22 protein-coding genes are annotated in these 15,643 nt (G+C 67.0%); 6 read left to right on the top strand and 16 right to left on the bottom strand.

Annotation, left to right across the window (positions count from 1 at the left end):
• Window positions 1-389 precede the first annotated feature (389 nt).
• Entirely contained in the window at window positions 390-1,169 is a 780-nt protein-coding gene (locus ACIHFE_RS18250) for an alpha/beta fold hydrolase (RefSeq protein ID WP_400107662.1), read from the top strand.
• Here ACIHFE_RS18250 and ACIHFE_RS18245 read toward each other — a convergent pair.
• Window positions 1,164-1,559 (bottom strand): MerR family transcriptional regulator, encoded by a 396-nt coding sequence (locus ACIHFE_RS18245; protein WP_400107660.1) that lies wholly within the window; start codon window positions 1,557-1,559, stop codon window positions 1,164-1,166. The genes ACIHFE_RS18250 and ACIHFE_RS18245 overlap by 6 nt on opposite strands.
• 60 nt (window positions 1,560-1,619) lie before the next feature.
• Between ACIHFE_RS18245 and ACIHFE_RS18240 the strand changes: the two genes are divergently transcribed.
• Window positions 1,620-2,399 (top strand): alpha/beta fold hydrolase, encoded by a 780-nt coding sequence (locus ACIHFE_RS18240; protein ID WP_400107658.1) that lies wholly within the window; start codon window positions 1,620-1,622, stop codon window positions 2,397-2,399.
• A 162-nt stretch (window positions 2,400-2,561) separates the two neighbouring features.
• Here the strand turns inward: ACIHFE_RS18240 and ACIHFE_RS18235 are convergent, their stop codons facing one another.
• Window positions 2,562-3,143 (bottom strand): TetR/AcrR family transcriptional regulator, encoded by a 582-nt coding sequence (locus tag ACIHFE_RS18235; RefSeq protein ID WP_400107656.1) that lies wholly within the window; start codon window positions 3,141-3,143, stop codon window positions 2,562-2,564.
• Window positions 3,144-3,241: 98 nt separating this feature from the next.
• Here ACIHFE_RS18235 and ACIHFE_RS18230 point away from each other — a divergent pair, with 98 nt between their 5' ends.
• Entirely contained in the window at window positions 3,242-3,829 is a 588-nt protein-coding gene (locus ACIHFE_RS18230; RefSeq protein ID WP_400108029.1) for a dihydrofolate reductase family protein, read from the top strand.
• Between the two features lie 113 nt (window positions 3,830-3,942).
• On the opposite strand, the gene ACIHFE_RS18225 is transcribed toward ACIHFE_RS18230, so the two are convergent.
• Window positions 3,943-5,460, bottom strand: coding sequence for an ABC transporter substrate-binding protein (locus ACIHFE_RS18225; RefSeq protein WP_400108027.1), 1,518 nt, complete (start codon window positions 5,458-5,460; stop codon window positions 3,943-3,945).
• A gap of 188 nt (window positions 5,461-5,648) precedes the next feature.
• Window positions 5,649-5,888, bottom strand: a complete 240-nt coding sequence (locus tag ACIHFE_RS18220) for an SCO4848 family membrane protein (RefSeq protein ID WP_400107654.1) — start codon at window positions 5,886-5,888, stop codon at window positions 5,649-5,651.
• A 42-nt stretch (window positions 5,889-5,930) separates the two neighbouring features.
• On the opposite strand from ACIHFE_RS18220, the gene ACIHFE_RS18215 reads away from it, so the two are divergent.
• On the top strand, window positions 5,931-6,173 hold the full coding sequence (locus tag ACIHFE_RS18215; RefSeq protein ID WP_400107652.1) for an SCO4848 family membrane protein: 243 nt from the start codon (window positions 5,931-5,933) through the stop codon (window positions 6,171-6,173).
• Window positions 6,174-6,234: 61 nt separating this feature from the next.
• Here ACIHFE_RS18215 and ACIHFE_RS18210 read toward each other — a convergent pair whose 3' ends face one another.
• The 6 genes from ACIHFE_RS18210 to ACIHFE_RS18185 all read right to left on the bottom strand — a co-directional run bounded on the left by ACIHFE_RS18210 (window position 6,235) and on the right by ACIHFE_RS18185 (window position 8,969).
• A complete protein-coding gene (locus tag ACIHFE_RS18210; protein WP_400107651.1) occupies window positions 6,235-6,594 on the bottom strand; it encodes a hypothetical protein in 360 nt (119 codons plus the stop codon).
• A gap of 137 nt (window positions 6,595-6,731) precedes the next feature.
• Window positions 6,732-7,706, bottom strand: a complete 975-nt coding sequence (locus ACIHFE_RS18205) for a radical SAM/SPASM domain-containing protein (protein WP_400107649.1) — start codon at window positions 7,704-7,706, stop codon at window positions 6,732-6,734.
• A 301-nt stretch (window positions 7,707-8,007) separates the two neighbouring features.
• Complete coding sequence (locus ACIHFE_RS18200) at window positions 8,008-8,160, bottom strand: hypothetical protein (protein ID WP_400107647.1); 153 nt, start codon at window positions 8,158-8,160, stop codon at window positions 8,008-8,010.
• On the bottom strand, window positions 8,157-8,462 hold the full coding sequence (locus tag ACIHFE_RS18195) for a hypothetical protein (RefSeq protein WP_400107645.1): 306 nt from the start codon (window positions 8,460-8,462) through the stop codon (window positions 8,157-8,159). The genes ACIHFE_RS18200 and ACIHFE_RS18195 overlap by 4 nt, the downstream gene beginning before the upstream one ends.
• Complete coding sequence (locus ACIHFE_RS18190) at window positions 8,462-8,722, bottom strand: hypothetical protein (protein ID WP_400107643.1); 261 nt, start codon at window positions 8,720-8,722, stop codon at window positions 8,462-8,464. The genes ACIHFE_RS18195 and ACIHFE_RS18190 overlap by 1 nt, the downstream gene beginning before the upstream one ends.
• A complete protein-coding gene (locus tag ACIHFE_RS18185) occupies window positions 8,715-8,969 on the bottom strand; it encodes a hypothetical protein (protein ID WP_400107641.1) in 255 nt (84 codons plus the stop codon). The genes ACIHFE_RS18190 and ACIHFE_RS18185 overlap by 8 nt, the downstream gene beginning before the upstream one ends.
• 237 nt (window positions 8,970-9,206) lie before the next feature.
• Between ACIHFE_RS18185 and ACIHFE_RS18180 the strand changes: the two genes are divergently transcribed.
• Window positions 9,207-10,100: a helix-turn-helix domain-containing protein gene (locus ACIHFE_RS18180; RefSeq protein WP_400107639.1), complete on the top strand. Its 894-nt coding sequence runs from the start codon at window positions 9,207-9,209 to the stop codon at window positions 10,098-10,100.
• On the top strand, window positions 10,087-10,296 hold the full coding sequence (locus ACIHFE_RS18175) for a DUF397 domain-containing protein (RefSeq protein ID WP_400107637.1): 210 nt from the start codon (window positions 10,087-10,089) through the stop codon (window positions 10,294-10,296). Before ACIHFE_RS18180 ends, ACIHFE_RS18175 begins: the two co-directional genes overlap by 14 nt.
• A 170-nt stretch (window positions 10,297-10,466) precedes the next feature.
• On the opposite strand, the gene ACIHFE_RS18170 is transcribed toward ACIHFE_RS18175, so the two are convergent.
• The 6 genes from ACIHFE_RS18170 to ACIHFE_RS18145 form a co-directional block, all read right to left on the bottom strand.
• Window positions 10,467-10,898 carry a hypothetical protein gene (locus ACIHFE_RS18170; protein ID WP_400107635.1) on the bottom strand — a complete coding sequence of 144 codons (432 nt, stop codon included), beginning with the start codon at window positions 10,896-10,898 and terminating at the stop codon, window positions 10,467-10,469.
• Between the two features lie 129 nt (window positions 10,899-11,027).
• The gene (locus ACIHFE_RS18165) at window positions 11,028-11,165 is read right to left on the bottom strand and encodes a hypothetical protein (protein ID WP_400107634.1); all 138 of its coding nucleotides are present in this window, start codon (window positions 11,163-11,165) and stop codon (window positions 11,028-11,030) included.
• 489 nt (window positions 11,166-11,654) lie between these two features.
• A complete protein-coding gene (locus ACIHFE_RS18160; protein ID WP_400107632.1) occupies window positions 11,655-12,176 on the bottom strand; it encodes a hypothetical protein in 522 nt (173 codons plus the stop codon).
• Between the two features lie 113 nt (window positions 12,177-12,289).
• Complete coding sequence (locus tag ACIHFE_RS18155; protein WP_400107630.1) at window positions 12,290-12,487, bottom strand: hypothetical protein; 198 nt, start codon at window positions 12,485-12,487, stop codon at window positions 12,290-12,292.
• 99 nt (window positions 12,488-12,586) lie between these two features.
• Complete coding sequence (locus tag ACIHFE_RS18150; protein WP_400107628.1) at window positions 12,587-13,390, bottom strand: sigma factor; 804 nt, start codon at window positions 13,388-13,390, stop codon at window positions 12,587-12,589.
• Between the two features lie 383 nt (window positions 13,391-13,773).
• Window positions 13,774-15,630: a DNA polymerase gene (locus ACIHFE_RS18145; RefSeq protein ID WP_400107626.1), complete on the bottom strand. Its 1,857-nt coding sequence runs from the start codon at window positions 15,628-15,630 to the stop codon at window positions 13,774-13,776.
• Window positions 15,631-15,643: the final 13 nt, after the last annotated feature.

Here is a 15,643-nt window from a genome sequence, read left to right as displayed (position 1 = left end):
TCGGCGGAGGCGGCGTCAAGGGCGTGCGTGACTTTCGTTCACTCCCCCTGACGCGGGTAATCCCCTTTGCCGGAATCGCCGTTGCCGCTATGGAGAGGGATCACGGCATAATACGAGGCGCCGTTCGAATGGGAGGGGTCCGTTAATTCGGCCACGGCGGATCACCGGGACCGTCGTCTGCATTACCGGCATGAACGAGTCCATCGAACTGCCGTCCAGGAGGTCTCGGAACCGGACCAGCGGCTGGAGCGGGCGTACGCGGCCAGGACCTGCCAGGAGCCGGTGGCCCGCCCGCGCACCGGGTATGGACAAGGCTTCAGCCGAGTTGCCTCTGTGAGGTACCACTCAGCCACCACCCGTACCCCAACCCGCCATGGGAATCTGCGGATATGACACGGATCCCTCTGTCCACCACCGTCACCGGCTCCGGCCCCGGGCTGCTGCTGGCGCATGGTGCCGGTGCCAGTATCGAGAGCAACTTCCTCACCCTGATCCCCACGCTTGCCCAGCAGCACACCGTGGTCGCCCCCAACTACCCGGGATCCGGGGCCACTCCACGGTCCGAGGAGCCGCTGACCATCGACGGGCTGGCGGATGCCCTCGTCGAGTCGGCGGTCGCCGCCGGGGTCGGCCGGTTCGCCGTGCTGGGCTACTCCATGGGCACCCTGGTCGCCATCCGGGCCGCGGCCCGGCACCCGAACCGGGTGCGGGGACTTGTGCTCACCGCCGGGCTGGCCCGGCCCGACAACCGGGTGCTGGCGGCCCTGGACATCTCAAAGAAGCTGCTGGCCGAGGGGGACCGTAAGACCTATGCCCGCTTTGTCGCGATGACCTACTTCAGCCGGCAGTTCTTCGACTCCATACCCCGCTCCCAGCTGAAGACCTTCTACGGCCTGATCAGCCGGGCCATCCCGGCCGGTGCCGCCGAGCAGTCCGCCGCGGTGGCCGAGGCCGATACGACCGGTGATCTGGCCGGCATCTCGGTGCCCACCCTGGTCATCGGCGCCACCCTGGACAACCTGGTCGCCCCGGACAACTCCCGTTTCCTGGCCGCCGGGATCCCTGGTGCGGAGTACGCCGAGGTCGACGCGGGCCATGTGGTGATGATGGAGCGGCCGGAGGAGTGGCAGAAGCTGACCCTGGACTTCCTGGCCCGGCACGGGCTATGACGCCCGGAGCGCCAGCCGGGCCAGGGACTCGTCCGCGCGGCGCCGGGCCTCGGAGGCCTCACGCACCTTCAGCAGGGCGTCCCGGCGGCGCCGGAGCTGCTCCATCTCGGCTTCCAGCCGGTCCAGTTGCTGCTGGAGAATGCTCTCGGAGTGGCTGCAGCCCAGCAGCCCTGGGCCGCCCTGGGTGCAGGGCAGCAGGTCCCGGATGGCCTCGGTGGTCAGTCCGCCGGACAGGAGTTCCCGGATCCTGGTCACCTTTTCGGGCGCCTGGGCGCAGTAGCGGCGGTAGCCATTGGCGTCGCGTTCGGCCGCCAGCAGCCCCTGCTCCTCGTAGTAGCGCAGCAGACGGGTGCTGACCCCCGTCCGTCGGGACAGTTCACCGATACGCATCCGCGATCCCTTCCAGCCGGCTTGACCTTCACACTGGTGTCAGATGTCAACCTGCTGCACATGACGCGAATTCCCCTTTCCCACACCGTCCATGGCTCCGGTCCCGGCATCCTCCTGGCGCATGGCGGGGGCGGCAGCATCGAGTCCAACTACGGCTCCCTCATTCCGGCGCTGGCCGAGCAGCACACCGTGGTCGCCCCCGACTACCCGGGCTCCGGCGAAACCCCGGTCGCCGAGGACGGGTTCACCATCGACGACCTGGCCGACTCGATCGTGGGTGCGGCGGACGAGGCCGGGCTGGAGACTTTCACCCTGGTCGGCTTCTCGCTGGGCACCCTGGTGTCGGTACGGACCGCGACCCGGTACCCCGAGCGGGTGCGCGGCCTGGTGCTCACCGCCGGGCTGCCCCGGCCGGACAACCGGGTGACCACCGCGCTGGGCATCTGGCGCGCCCTGCTGAGCCAGGGCGATCTGGCCACCTTCGCCCGGTTCAACCTGCTGAGCGCGTTCAGCGAGGAGTATGTCAACGCGCTTCCGGCCGAGGAGGTGGCCGATCTGCTGGCCCAGATGGCCGCCAAGGTGCCGGCCGGGACCTTCGGTCAGGCCGGGGCGATCCTCAACGGGGACACCACGGCCGATCTCCCGGGGATCTCGGTGCCCAGCCTGGTCATCGCCACCACCGGGGACACCCTGGTGGCGCCGGACAACTCCCGGGTGCTGGCGGATGGCATCCCGGGGGCCGAGTACGCCGAGATCGCCAGCGGGCACCTGCCGATGCTGGAGCAGCCGGAGGAGTGGCGGAAGCTGATCCTCGACTTCCTTGCCCGGAAGGGGCTTTAGGGCTGCTCCGGTAAGGGGCGCGGCCCGGTTTCCGTCCCTGCGGGACCTTGCGTGCGAGGGTTTCCCCGCCGCGATGGGTCACCTGCGGCGTTTCGGGTGCGGGCCGGCGGTGGGTGATCGCGCCCACGCGGCGGAGCCGCATGGAACAGCCGCCCCGCGCCCCTAACGGGGCGCCGCCGGCACGATCCGTTCGACCACCGTCGCCACCAGATCGCCCAGCTCGGTCTCGGACAGCACCTCCGGCAGGGTGAAGTGCTCCAACAGCAGCCCGGTCATGGCCAGATAGAGCACCTTGACGGTGTCGGCATCCCCCGGCAGCCCCGCGTTCAGGTGGAAGTCCACGGTCGCGTCGAGCTCCGCGCGCACGGCGCGGTTGAGTTCGGCCTGGAGCGCGGAGCGGCGGGTGGCCTCCAGGCGGAGTTCCAGGAAGGCCAGATAGCCGGTGCGCTCCTCGGTCATCCGGCGCACCAGCCAGTGCATCAGCCCGGTGACCAGCTCGCGGGAGGGCTCGGGGCTCATTACCTCGGCCACCAGGTCCGGGTCGGGGGCCATCCGGACATGGATCCGGCTGCCCGCCTGGGTGAACAACTCGTCCCGGCTGGCGAAGTAGTTGGAGGCGGTACCGGCCGGGACACCGGCCTGCGCATCCACGGCGCGGAAGGTAAGCCCGCGCGCCCCTTCCCGCGCCAGCACCTCGATGGCGGCGTCCACAAGCGCCGTTCTGCGCTCCGGGTTTCTGGCCATGATCCACCTCTCGGAAAAAGGTCTTGCGCAACCACTACAGGTGAAGCACTATAACTGTCGTGGTCGATCCGGCCGCACTCGCCGACGAGAGGACCGTTTTGCGCAAGCTCACCTATTTGGTCGCCGCCTCCATCGACGGCTTCATCGGGGACCCCAGCGGCGACGCGGAGTTCTTTCTGCGCCACGCGGACGAGGAGTTCCTCCACTGGCTGACCTCGGACTACCCGGAGACCCTGGCCTCCCATGGGCGCCGGGCGCTCGGCCTGGACCAGCTGCCCAACCGGCACTTCGACACCGTCATCCAGGGCCGGGGCAGCTATGAGGTGGCCCTCAAGCTGGGCATCACCAGCCCTTACGCCCATCTGCGGCAGTATGTGGCCTCCCGCACCCTCACCGAGTCCCCCGACCCGGCGGTGGAGATCATCAGCGCCGGGCTCACCGAGCGGGTGCGGGAGCTGAAGCGGGAGGAGGGGCTGGGCATCTACCTCTGCGGCGGCGCCCAGCTGGCCGGCGAACTCCAGGACGAGGTCGACCAGTTGGTGATCAAGACCTATCCGGTGGTCCTGGGCGCCGGGATGCCGATGTTCCAGGCCGGCTTCCGGATCACCGACTTCACGCTGGAATCGGTGCGTTCCTTCCCCAATGGCGCGGTGGTCAGCACCTACTCCCGCCCCGCCGCGCGCTAAGCGCTCCGCGGCAATTCCGGGCACCTCACCTGCGGACGCGTCGTGGCTGGTCGCGCAGTTCCCCGCGCCCCTACGGGGCACGGCCACACCGCACCGGACTTCGGCAAGACCGCTTAGATCCGCCCCAGACGCCACAGCCGCCATAGCCCCGTACCGTCCGTCAGATACTGACTGCCGGAGATCGACTGCTTGGTCACCACATACTGCTTCTTCTGCCATAGCGGCACCAGCGGTACATCCTCCGCAATGATCTTCTGGATGGTGCGGAACTCCTCCGCGCTCTGCTCCCGGTGCTGGTTCTGCTGGGCGGCCCGGATCAGCCGGTCCACCTTGGGGCTGGAGTAGCCGGAGTGCATGGCGCTGTCGGTGCTCACCAGGCTGGTGAAGGTGTCCGGGTCCGGGTAGTCGCCCAGCCAGCTCACCAGGTAGGAGTCGAAACCCCCCCGGCTCAGGCCGTCCTGGAAGTCATTCCAGTTGGCAAAGCGGGTCTCCACCGTGAACAGACCGGTGGCCTCCAACTGCTTCTTCAGCAGGGCCGCTTCCTCGCGGTTGGCACCGCCCTGGGAGTAGGCCAGGACGAAGTGGACCGGCGTGCTCACCCCGGCCCGTCTGAGCAACTGCCGGGCCCGCTCCGGGTCGGGCTGCGGATACAGGTCGTAGAAGGCGGTGGTGTGACCGGTGATGCCCTGCGGGATCAGCGAGTAGAGCGGTTCCACGGTGCGGTAGTGGACGTCCCGGGCCAGGGCCGACCGGTCGACCACCGAGGCCACGGCCTGCCGCACCGCGCCATTGGCGAACGGGGCGCCCTTGCGCACATTGAGGATCAGGTTCCGGGTGTGCGGTGCCGCGCTCTCCGTCACATGCTGGTCGCTGGTGGACTGCGCCAGCTTGGCCATCTCGGCGGGCGGCAGATCCCGGTAGGCCACATCGATGTCACCGTGCCGCCAGGCATCGCTCAACTTGGCGGCCTCCGCGAAGTACTTGACGGTCACCGGCCCGCCCACGCTCTTGATCGCCCCGTGGTACTTCCCATTGGGCGTCAGCTCGGCCAGCGAGCCGGAGCGGTAGTGCTTGAGGGTGTACGGGCCGGAGCCATCCGCCTCGCCGCCGGTGCGCAGCCGGTCCGCCGGATAGTCGGAACTGTCCACGATGGCCCCGGCGTTGGAGGCCACCTTGAACGGGAAGGTGGCGTCCGGGGTGCGCAGATGGAACACCACCCGGTCCTGGCCCTCGGTGTCCACCGACTGCAGGGTGGACAGCATGGAGGCGGGCCCGGTACGCCAGTTGATGCGCTTGACCCGGTCGAAGGAGAACTTCACATCCTTGGCGGTCAGCGGGTCACCATTGCCGAACTTCAGGCCGGAGCGCAGCCGGCAGGTATAGGTGCGCAGGCCGGAGTCGGTGAACCGGCAGTCCTCCGCGGCATCCGGGACCGGAGTGGCCCCGCCCGGTGTATAGGTCATCAATGACTGGTACAGATTGCTGAACAGGGCCCAGGATCCGGCGTCATAGGCGCCCGCGGGATCCAGGCTGGTGATCGAGTCGGTGGTGCCGACCGTCACCGGCTTGTCGTTCTTGTCGTCGGACGAGACCAGCGAGCACCCCCCGGTACCCGCTCCCAGCAGCCCCATCAGGACCGCTCCCGTCACGCCCGTTCTTACCCGGCCCCGCTTCCGGACCCCGTGCATCGCCGTGCCCCCTCCGCCCATCGATGCGCCTCACGGTAAACAGGCGAACGGGCGTACGTCTTGGGAATCGGCCAAGTGATCGGCTTCGCTGCCGGGGCGGCGTGGTCGGGGCGTTGGGCGCCGGGGTGCCGCTATGAGGTACGCCGCAAGGCCCGTACCCCACGCAACCCGATCACTCCGACAGCCGTCCCCAGAAGAAACGAGGTGATCGCGAGCGCCAGGTGGACCCAGAAGTAGGCGGTCGGGTTGCCCGCGTGGTCGAAGGCCAGCCCACTACCGTCCTGCCAGAGATTCTTTGCGAAAGTGATCCAGATGCAAGTACCCACCTCCCTCGGTGCCCCCACAGCGGGCCCGACAGGACGGCCGACCATACTTGGAGCGAACGCCCCCGCCCGCCCCGAAGGAAGCGCCCAATGAAGCTCAGCCCCCGTGTCTCCTGGTTCCTCGCAGCGTTCGGCGCGTGGTCGTGGGTGGTCTGGGTGACCTTCGTCAAGAACCTATGGAAGGACGCCAGCGGGCTCGCCTTCGACGACGGCCACCCCACGGCGTATTTCTGGGTCCACCTGACTCTTGCCGTCGTCTCGTTTGCCCTGGGAACGATCATCGGCGTGATCGGCGTGCGGGGTATTCGCGCGTCCCGCCGCAACGCCCAGTAGGACGCCAGAAGGCCCCGCCCGGCGGCTTAGGGAAGCGCACGGGCGGGGCCTGACGGGAAGGCTACTTCTCCCCCACCATCCCCCGGAGGAAGTCCCCGGCCGACTTCACGAACTCTTCGCGTGCCTGCTTGAAGTCGTGCCAGTCCGGGGACTTTCCGCCGTCCTTGTGCATGGCTTGCAGTTGTTCGAGAACGGCGCGGGCCTCTTTGATGGGGCCGACGCTTTCAACGTCGATGACGTTGAATTTGGCGCGGGTTGCTGCATACGCCGTGTCCACTGCCGCGATGGCTTCCGCGTCTTCCTTGTACCGGCCGTCACTACGGAACCAAGCGACTTGAGATTCAGCGTCGGCGGCGGAGAGGAATTCAGCGTATGCGTCACGACGTGCGAGGTAGAGCGTGACGAGTGGTGCTTCGAGCATGCGGTTACTCCGTACTCGGTGAGCCTCTTTGAGCCCGTCTGGCTCGGGCGCCGCCACGTTACCGTCCTCCCCTCCTTGATCGCCGGTGTATGGAGGTTGTTCCTCCGTTCGCGATGCTCAGTGCGCGCGTGCGACCGCTAGCAGTCGGTTCCGGATATGCCGGGGTTCGCGTACCGAACGGACCTGTTCGGCGAGAGGCGAACTTCCTTCTTGGGGGGTGGCGGCGGCGGTGGCTGAGTCGGCCCGCAGGCCGCGTCAGGTGCGCAGACGGTTTGCGGCGAGCAGGTCTCGAAGGCCGGATTACAGTCCGGCAGGCACTTCGGCTTGTCGTCCACGATCGTGTGCGGGAACACGGCTTCCAGTTCGGCGCGCACCTGCCGGTTAGCCTCGCCGTAGTAGATGGCTTCGACGCCTTGCTCGTGCACGTTCCCGATGGGCATCCATCGAGCGAAAACGCAGGGCCACACGTCACCGTTGGGACTGATGGCGATCTTGCCTCGCCCGCACTTCCCGCAGAGTTTCTTGATGTCGGGCGCCTTACCGTTTGCGCCCCGGCCGAAGGGACGGAGCCTGTCTGTGCGTACGTCGCGGATACCGATCTGTAGGAGATCGGTCTCGGCTTCCTTGCTGTGTTGGTCCTGGAGGACTCGGATGATGCTGCCGCGCACGGGGATGCCGAGCTGTTCCGCCTTTTCGACATTGGCCCGGGTCAGTTTGTGCGATCCCTTGGTTTGGGTCACGTCGTCGTGGTCTTGATCCCAGTCCGAGTAGTAGCTGAATGCCAGTCGGACGTTGGGGAGCTGGAAGGCTTCCCACACCTCGTTCCTGATGTGGGTGAGGTTGGAGAAGACTTCCACTCGCATTCCCTTACTCAGGGCGTGCCGAATGAAAGCCGGGAGTTCGGGGTGCATCGTCGGCTCTCCGCCGATGAATTGCACGTCGCGAACTCCGGTTGAGGCGAGTTCGTTTATGACCCTGATCCAGTCGGCCGGGGTCATGTTCCCGTGGGTTCCGTTGGGCGAAGAACCTGCGTAGCAGTGCCAGCACTTGAGGTTGCAGACACCTGTGATCTCCAGCCATGCGAATGTAGGCCGGAGGGGTAGAGCGCGCATAGATCCTCCAGGATGAGAGATCGTATGTTGCCCTTGCCAACGTGCATGATTTGCTTGCTCGTTGATGGTGCACCCGTCCGGCCATCGACGGCCACGAGGACGACCGGACGGGAGTGGTTCCCACCTTGGGCTCGATCAAGGAGCCACGCGACGAGAAGAACGCGACTCCCACCCAGGGCGGTGGTGCACCCGCCCGGCCGTCTCCGCTTCACGGGGCGTGCGACCGGGCGGGCGTCTAGGGCCTGCCCCTGTGCCGGGAAGGGGTGTGGGGAGGGAAGTCACCGGCAGAGGGGCAGGCGGTCTAGTAGCGCCCGCTGGGGGCGCCGTGGATGGCGAGCCAGACGACCGTGCCGCACGCGAGGACGAGCCCCGCGCCGATGATCAGTCCTTCGCCGATGTCGGCCCAGTCGAACGAGGGACGCCAGCGACGCGCCCTGTGCCGTCGTCGCTTCACGGCGTCCACCCCTTCGGCAAGGTGTCCGTGCAGCCCTCCGGGATGCCGCCGGGCGGCTCCATGAGCACCTGGTCCCGCGTGGTCCGCTCGAAGCGCAGGTGGCCCGTGTCGCGCGTGTGGTGGCGCATCCAGTCCGTCACCTGCTCACCGGTCGTGAGCCACGGCGAAGCGGCCCCGCAGTCCGACGGCAGGAACCCCGCCGATGCGCAAGCGCCCGGGAGGCTCGTCACGCAAACCGCCTTTCGATCCTCGGTTTCGCAGCGCCGGACCAGGAAGTCAACGAAGCGGTAGGACGTGCCCATCAGTGCACCCCCTTTCGCCGGTCTCGGTTGAACACGATCGCGCGTGCGCGGGCCTTGTCGGCGTCGTTCGGCTGGCGGTACTCGGTGGTCTCCCACTGCGTGCCGTCAGCCAGCGAACGGAGCGTCAGACGTCCCAAGTCGCCGTCCCACGAGACCATCTTGCCGACGCGACCATGGGCCGTGTCGGTCACCAACTCGTGCGGGTTGGGAACCCACTGAGCGGGACCGGAGCAGCCCACCACGAACCGGGGTTCACTCATGGTTCACCTCCTCCCAGCGTCCGGCGTGCTCCTGGTCGTAGTGGGCGAACCACGAGCGCCTCACGCTCAGTTCGGCGCCGAAGTCGAGGACAATCCACGCCTCGTGGCGGCGCTTACGCAGTTCGATACAGCGGGGGCACCGGTCCGTGACCCCGCCGACGGCGACACCCGCGCCGCCGGACGTGTGGGGTAGCGAGACCAGTAGGCCCTCGGTTGCGGGTCCGGTCTGCGCGTCCGCTAGCCGCACAGACTGACCCTGAATCCCCCTATCGGGTGGGGAGTTCATAGTCGCGCCTCCTCATCTCCCGCGCCATGTAGGCCACATGGGCGGGGTTGGGAGCCCTCAGAATGCTCCCTCCGCGCCCGCCGTGCAACCTTCCATCCAGCGAAATTCCGCCTAGTTGACGTGCATTGCACATCACACCCGGTGGTGCTTTCATCTAGACTCGCCAAAGCTTTTCATCTGCGGTGAAAGGGTGGGGACATGACGACACCGGACGGACCTACCGGATCAACGGTCCCAAGGCGACAACTTGGCCGATATCTAACCGAGTTGCGCCAAAAGGCAGGTATCACCGCACAGGCAGCGTCGAAAGCGCTTGAGCGGTCGCCCACTACGATTTGGCGCGTAGAAAAGGGACACGTCTCCTCCCGAGGCGTTGAAGTGCGCGCAATGTGCGACCTGTACGACGCGCCAAGAGAGCTCACTGAAGGACTGGTAAAGCTCGCACTTGAGACAAAGGCAAAAGGCTGGTGGCACTCATACGATGACGTAATGCCGGAAGGCTTTGACCTCTACATCGGACTAGAGGAAGCCGCCTTGCGTATCGACTGGTACGAACCCGAGTTGGTCCCTGGCCTGCTACAGACCGAGGACTACGCCCGCGAGATCATCCGCGCCGGACACCAAGGCAAAGATCCGGAAGAGATCGAAAGGCGCGTGCAGCTCCGGGTCAATCGGCGCATCTCCCTCACCAGGGTGATCAACCCGCCAGCGCTGGCCGTGATCCTGGGGGAACCGGTTCTACGGCACCTCATCGGGGGCACTACCGTGATGGCGCGTCAGCTTGCCCACCTGGCAGACGTGGCCAATCTGCCCAATGTCACGATCCAGGTTGTACCCGCCAACGTGGGGTTCCACCAGGGCCTCACAGCCGGTCAATTCCAAATTCTCCGCTTCCCGCTGACGAGGAGCGGTAAGGAGACGGAGCCCCCAACTGTCTACGCGGACGGATACACAGGAGACCTATATCTAGACCGGCCGAACGAAGTGGAGCGCTATGACGCGGCGTTCCAAGACATCTCAAGTATGGCGCTAGGCGAAGAGGCGTCACGGCGCCTGATTCTCGAAATGGCGGAACATCATGACCAAGCCTGACCTGACCCAAGCGACTTGGCGAAAGTCCACCCGCAGCAACTCAAGCTCCAACTGTGTCGAAGTCTCCGATGACTTCCCTGGCATAGTCCCCGTCAGGGACAGCAAGGACCCCAGCGGGCCCGCGCTGCTCATCCCTTCCGGCGCCTGGTCCTCGTTCGTGTCCAGCGTCAAGGACGCGCCGGAGCCGGGCGTGTAGCCTCTGGTCGTCCCCGGTCCGGCGATAACGGATCGGGGCGGGAGCCCCGACCTGCCCGCTAGCAGGCCGGGGCTCTTTTCATGACTCTCCGTTGACCTCCGAGCCCGAGCCGGCTCGGGCTGGAAGGCGTGAAACGGACATCCTCGGACTCGGGCTCTGACCCAGCGTGATCACGCGGCGGGGGCGTAATCAGCCTGCGTACGGGCGTCCCCCGTCAGCCTGCCGACTTCGACCGGCCGGGCGGCGGGTGCCTCAAGGAACCGGTCGGCCTCCCCTGATTGGTCGACGTGCCCGACGCCGGGCACCCTCTCCGCCCACTTCCGCGTGCCGGGCGCGACCCGGTCAAGAACCCGTCCTATGCCGTACTTGCCGAGGAGGCCGCCGCGTTCGCGCTCATCCTTGCCGCGCTTGCCGTTGCTCCTGGCGCTGTTCGCCCGGCGGGGCATGCGCTGTTCGGCGGGCGCGTCCTCCCCCTGCCCGTCGCCGTCGACGGGGGCGCCCGAGCTCGGTACTGGGGCGCGTGCGGTTAGGGCTTCTGTGTCGGCGTGCACAGCCCAGGTGAGGAGCACGAAAACGAGGGCCGACAGAAGCCCGGCGAGCATGCGGGCATGGCGGCGGACATGGTGACGGACAGGCATGGTTCCCCCTGTGTGATGCGCGCCCTTCCGGGCACGGGCGTGAGCAGCGCTCAGCGTCTGTATCTCCTGCTTATGGATGGGGCGTTGGCGGTGTTACGCGACGGCCGCTAGGGCGGGTTCTACGGCGTCCTGGTGGCAGTGCTGGCCGTAGTCGCAGGCGTCCCAGATTCCGCCCGGATAGGGCAGGTAGGCGCCCGTCTCGGGGCTCGCGTACCACTCGCCGGACCCCACGAGGTTCCTGTGGTGGTCACGCGCCAGGAGTCGGAATCCTGGGTATTGAGTGCCCCCGGCCGCCAACAGGCGGGCGGCAAGCAGCCCTTGAGCGCGGAGCAGCGCTGTTGTGCCCCCGCACGTCGTCACGATCTCTTCCCCCATTGGAGAGGGAAGGGTGTTGCACGGGCGCCACGTCAGGCGGTTGTCCCCCAACGTCGGCACCCACACGGTCACGCGGACCGCCCCCGTACTGTGTGTAGCCATGACGTGACAATAGAACAAATAATCCCCCAAGCGGAAGCAAATATACCGGAAACCCTACTCATGGGTAATCTTGCGGGCTTTTCGTCCTACCTGAGTAGTACGCACCCCCACGACTACGACCCTAGCCGGACCCACCGACAACCCAAAGTGGTACACAACATGCACATGCCATTTACGGGGACACGGAAAAGCCCCCACCGGCACAGGTGGGGGCTGGCCACCGCATCACGTGATGCGGTGGCCTTACGTGAGAGCCGACACGGCGTCAATGAACGCCTGGGCCTCCTCCTTGGGCAGCGGGTTGAACGGTGACGGGGCGCCGAGCGCCCCCTTTACGAGCATGGAGACGGCCGTCAGGACGGCGAGCGGAGCCGTGAAGACCATGTCCCCGTCGCGGGCTTCGCTGTCTCCGCGCGACTTCCGCCACGTGTCGCGAACGGCGCGGGTCACGTCGCTTTCAAAGTCCATGTCGCGTTCAGTCGGATTCATGAGGCGGGTTGCCTCGAACCACCGCAGCACGCCGTAGGGAACCTCAACGGAAAACATCTTGGCCGCCTCAAGGCGGGCTTTCGTGAGGGATGCAATCCACGTCCTCTTGTGCCCTTCGTAAAGAGCGGCGGTCGTGTACTCGTCGAGGGTGACGAACCCCGCCTCTTCCAGTTTGCGTACGGTGCTGAGGCTGTACCCGTCCCCCTGCGCCACGCTCCCGCCGTTGCGGTGCATGTACCTCACACACTGGAACTGTGCGTCCGTCATGACGGCCATGTCCCACCCTTCCCCTCTGGTCGCTGCGAACAAGCTACGGCACCCCCGCCCAGGCGGGCGGAAGAGAGGGACCACCGCATCACGTGATGCGGTGGTCCGGACCCGGCGGCGCCCTACTGCTTGGGGCGGGTGATCCTGATTTCGCGCCCCTCCACCACTTCGAGCTTCTTGCCCGCCACATGCTCGACGGCTACGCGCCGCATCTCCTCAATGGCCTTGCGGTCAATTTCCCCCTCGTATGCCACATCGGTCTTGTGCTCGCGCACCATGCCGTCAAGGAGAACCGGAACCCACACGTGGTACTTGGTCATTGCCCCACCCTTCGGTGTCGAACCGTGCGTTTGCGGGCCCGAGCTTGGCACGCGCTCGGATCGGCCTGCAAGGGCCACCGCATCACGTGATGCGGTGCCTTACGCGCCGCCTTCCCAGAGCTCCGCGAAGCGCTCTTTGGCCTTGTTCCGGATGATGCGGACCTGGTCCCGCCGCAAGCCGTAGTCGGCCGCCAGGTCGCCGTCCCGCTCCGTCCCGTAGTAGCTCACGGGGACGATGCCGGTAAGCGCCATAAGGACCGTGCTCTGATCCCAGCTCATGCGGGCGAGGGTGCGGCGGACCCGTATGCCGGTCTGCTTGCGGCGCTCCCGCTCGTAGTCGCTGGGCTCAAGGAGGTCGGCGGGCACCTCGTTCTCTGCGGCAAGCGTGTCGGCCAGGGTGAGGGCGTCGCCGGTCTCGCTCTGCCCCATGGGGGCGTCGAGGCATTCGGCGCCCTGGTAGCTCAGGCGGGCGGCGTAGGCCATTTCCGGGCTAAGGCGCCGGTCGCCGAGGGCGTCCGGGTCGGTGGCCACGCGTTCGGCCCTGTACGGGTCGCCGTCGGCCATGGACAGGGCGGTTTCGAAGGATGCCGCTACGGACCGGGAAACCCCCTGCCGGGTCTCTTCCTTGCGGGTGTCACTCATGACGCCCTTCAGCGTCCGGTCAACGTAGGTGAAGAACTCAGCGACGGTCGTTCCAGAGAACCGGCTGAGGCATTCCCAGACGGCTATTCGGCCGGTCTGTGCGAGGTCCTCGGCAAGGGTCTGGTCGGTGCGCCCGCCGCCCGTGGCGTACTTCCGGGCGAGCTGCTGTATGCGTTCCTCAGTGGCCTCAACGACTGCCGTAACGGCCTCAAGGTCGTGGTTTTGGGCAGCACAAATCTGGGCTTCGGTGAGGGAAATCAAGGAGTGCTCCGCGTGTTCCTGGGTCGGTTGCACTCCCGTGGGGAGCGCAAGGGTTGCCCGGAACGGGGCGGAGCGCGCGCAAGACCGAAGGGGGGACTAAGCCCCCTGAAGCGTCAGGACATGCAGGGCACAAAAAGGCCCCGTCCGGGATCGCTCGGACGGGGCTTGCGCATCGGCCTTCGTCGTTGCTGACGTTCACTCAAATCGCGAACTGCGCAGGTCAGCAACGGCGTTGACGTGGGGTAAGACCGCTTGTCTTTTGGAAGGTTGTGAGGCGTTCCCAAGACGGGATCACGCTGCCTCCACGGGATGGGCTATAGATCCTCCTTTGGTCGTAGGCGGTCACGGGCGGGTAACGGGGCACCGCATCACGTGATGCGGTGCTAGTAGTCGGCGCCGTAGAGGGAGCCCCAGGAGCGGCGCCCGATGTCGGCGGTAGCGACGATGGGCACGCCGAAGAGATTCATGGTCATTGCCTTTTCGAACTCGCGGGCAACCTCCCGCGCGTCCCCGGCCGGTACCGACGCGAGGATCTCGTCATGAATGGGCAAACACATCAGGTCGCCCAGCCCGGCGGCCTCGGCATTCAACAGCGCCTGCCCCAACAGGTCCCGTGCTGCGGACTGGCATTGGTAGTTGACGACGGCGTACGTCCGGTCACGGTCCAGCGGCATGCGCCGCCCGGTTGCCGACACGGTGACCATGCCCGTGGCCCGTGCCTCGCGCTGCCAGCGCACGGACGCGCGCTTGATCTCCGGGAACGCCTGGTCGTACGCCGTAACCGCCCGCCGGATCTCCTCCTCGCTGGCGCCGGTCTGGCGCGCGAGCGTGCCGACCCCTCCCCCGTAGACCTTGCCGAAGCCTGCCCCCTTGAAAAGCTTCCGGTCCTTGCTCGTCGCGGCGGGCCCCTTGATGAGCTGCGCCGTGTACATGTGAATGTCGAAGTCCGCGCCGCCGGACTGGAATCCCTCCCGCATCCGGCGTACGTCGGCGAGCGCCGCCAGGACCCGCATCTCTACGGCCTGGAAGTCCGTGGACACCATCACGTGCCCGGGGTCGGCGAGGATCGAACGCCGGATCACGTGATCGCCGGAGGGGAGCTGCTGGAGCGGCGGGCCCGATACACTCATCCGCCCTGTTCGGGCCTGGAGGGGATTCAGGCTGCTATGGATGCGCCCGGCCGAACTGAGCTGCGTCATGAAGGGTGTTGCATAGTCGCCGCCCCACTTCGCGGCACGCTTCGACCTAAGTACCGCGTCCGCCAACGGGTTTGGGGTGCGGGCACCGATGCGCTGCCAGTCCCGGTCGAGGTCGGCGAGCGGCATCAAGACGTTCTTGTCCGTCGAGAGCGCTCCGCCCTTCGTCCGGTCGGTCAGCGTCTCCCCCATGGCCGCAAGGGCTTCGGCGATCTGGGCAGAACTCCCGATCTTATCGACGCCGTAGACGGCGGCAACCGCCCGGAACCTCTCCGCTTCGGCCGCCAACCGGTCGGCGAGGGGCGCCGTGTACTCCTGATCAACCAGCAGCCCCCGGCGCTGCATGAGCGCACAGACACGCGCTATCTCGTGCTCGTAGTCGACCAGCCGGTCACGCACGCCCAGGCGGCCGAGCTGGTCACGGAGAACGGGGTACAGCCGCGCCGTCAGCAGAACGTCAAGTCCCGCATAAAGATTGTAGGTTGGGTGGTCTAGGTCGATGTGCGCGAAGCCGGTGTCCTTCGTGAGCCCGAGCGAGCGGAAGACCGCCGTAAGGTCCCCCTGGGTGTCCGGCGCCGCCGGGTCCAGGTAGTGCGCGGACAGGGGCTTGAGGGCCGTCCCGATGCCGCCCTCCTGGGGCTGGCGCGGGTCGACAAGCGCCGCCATCACGCGGGTATCCCGGGTGCGAGGTGCCAGATCCTCTACGGGCACCCCGGCGCACTGGTCGAGGACGAGCCAGTCAAAGGCAGCGTTGTGGATGACGAACCGGCGTGCCTGGCGCAGGACTTGCAGGGCGGCATGCCGGAAGGCGCCGCCCCGTTCCCAGTGGATGACCCATGCGTCGTGCGCGTCGCCGAACTGGACGGTACGCAGGGCGTAGCCGTCGACGAATATCGCGAGGCCGGAGGTCTCTGTGTCCAGCGCTATGGGCCCGCGCTCGTCGGCGCGCTGCGCCCAGGCGAGGAAGGCGTCCAGTTCTGCGGGTGTGGCCGGTACGTGCACGCGTACCGCGTCGTCTGCGATGCGGTGCCGGTAGGTGAGCAAGGCGGGTTCTCCT

This window comes from Streptomyces sp. NPDC052396 (genome assembly GCF_044593195.1).
Classification (GTDB): Bacteria; Actinomycetota; Actinomycetes; order Streptomycetales; family Streptomycetaceae; genus Streptomyces.
Note: the sequence above shows the minus strand (reverse complement) of the source record. Positions and strands in the feature narration are given on the sequence as shown.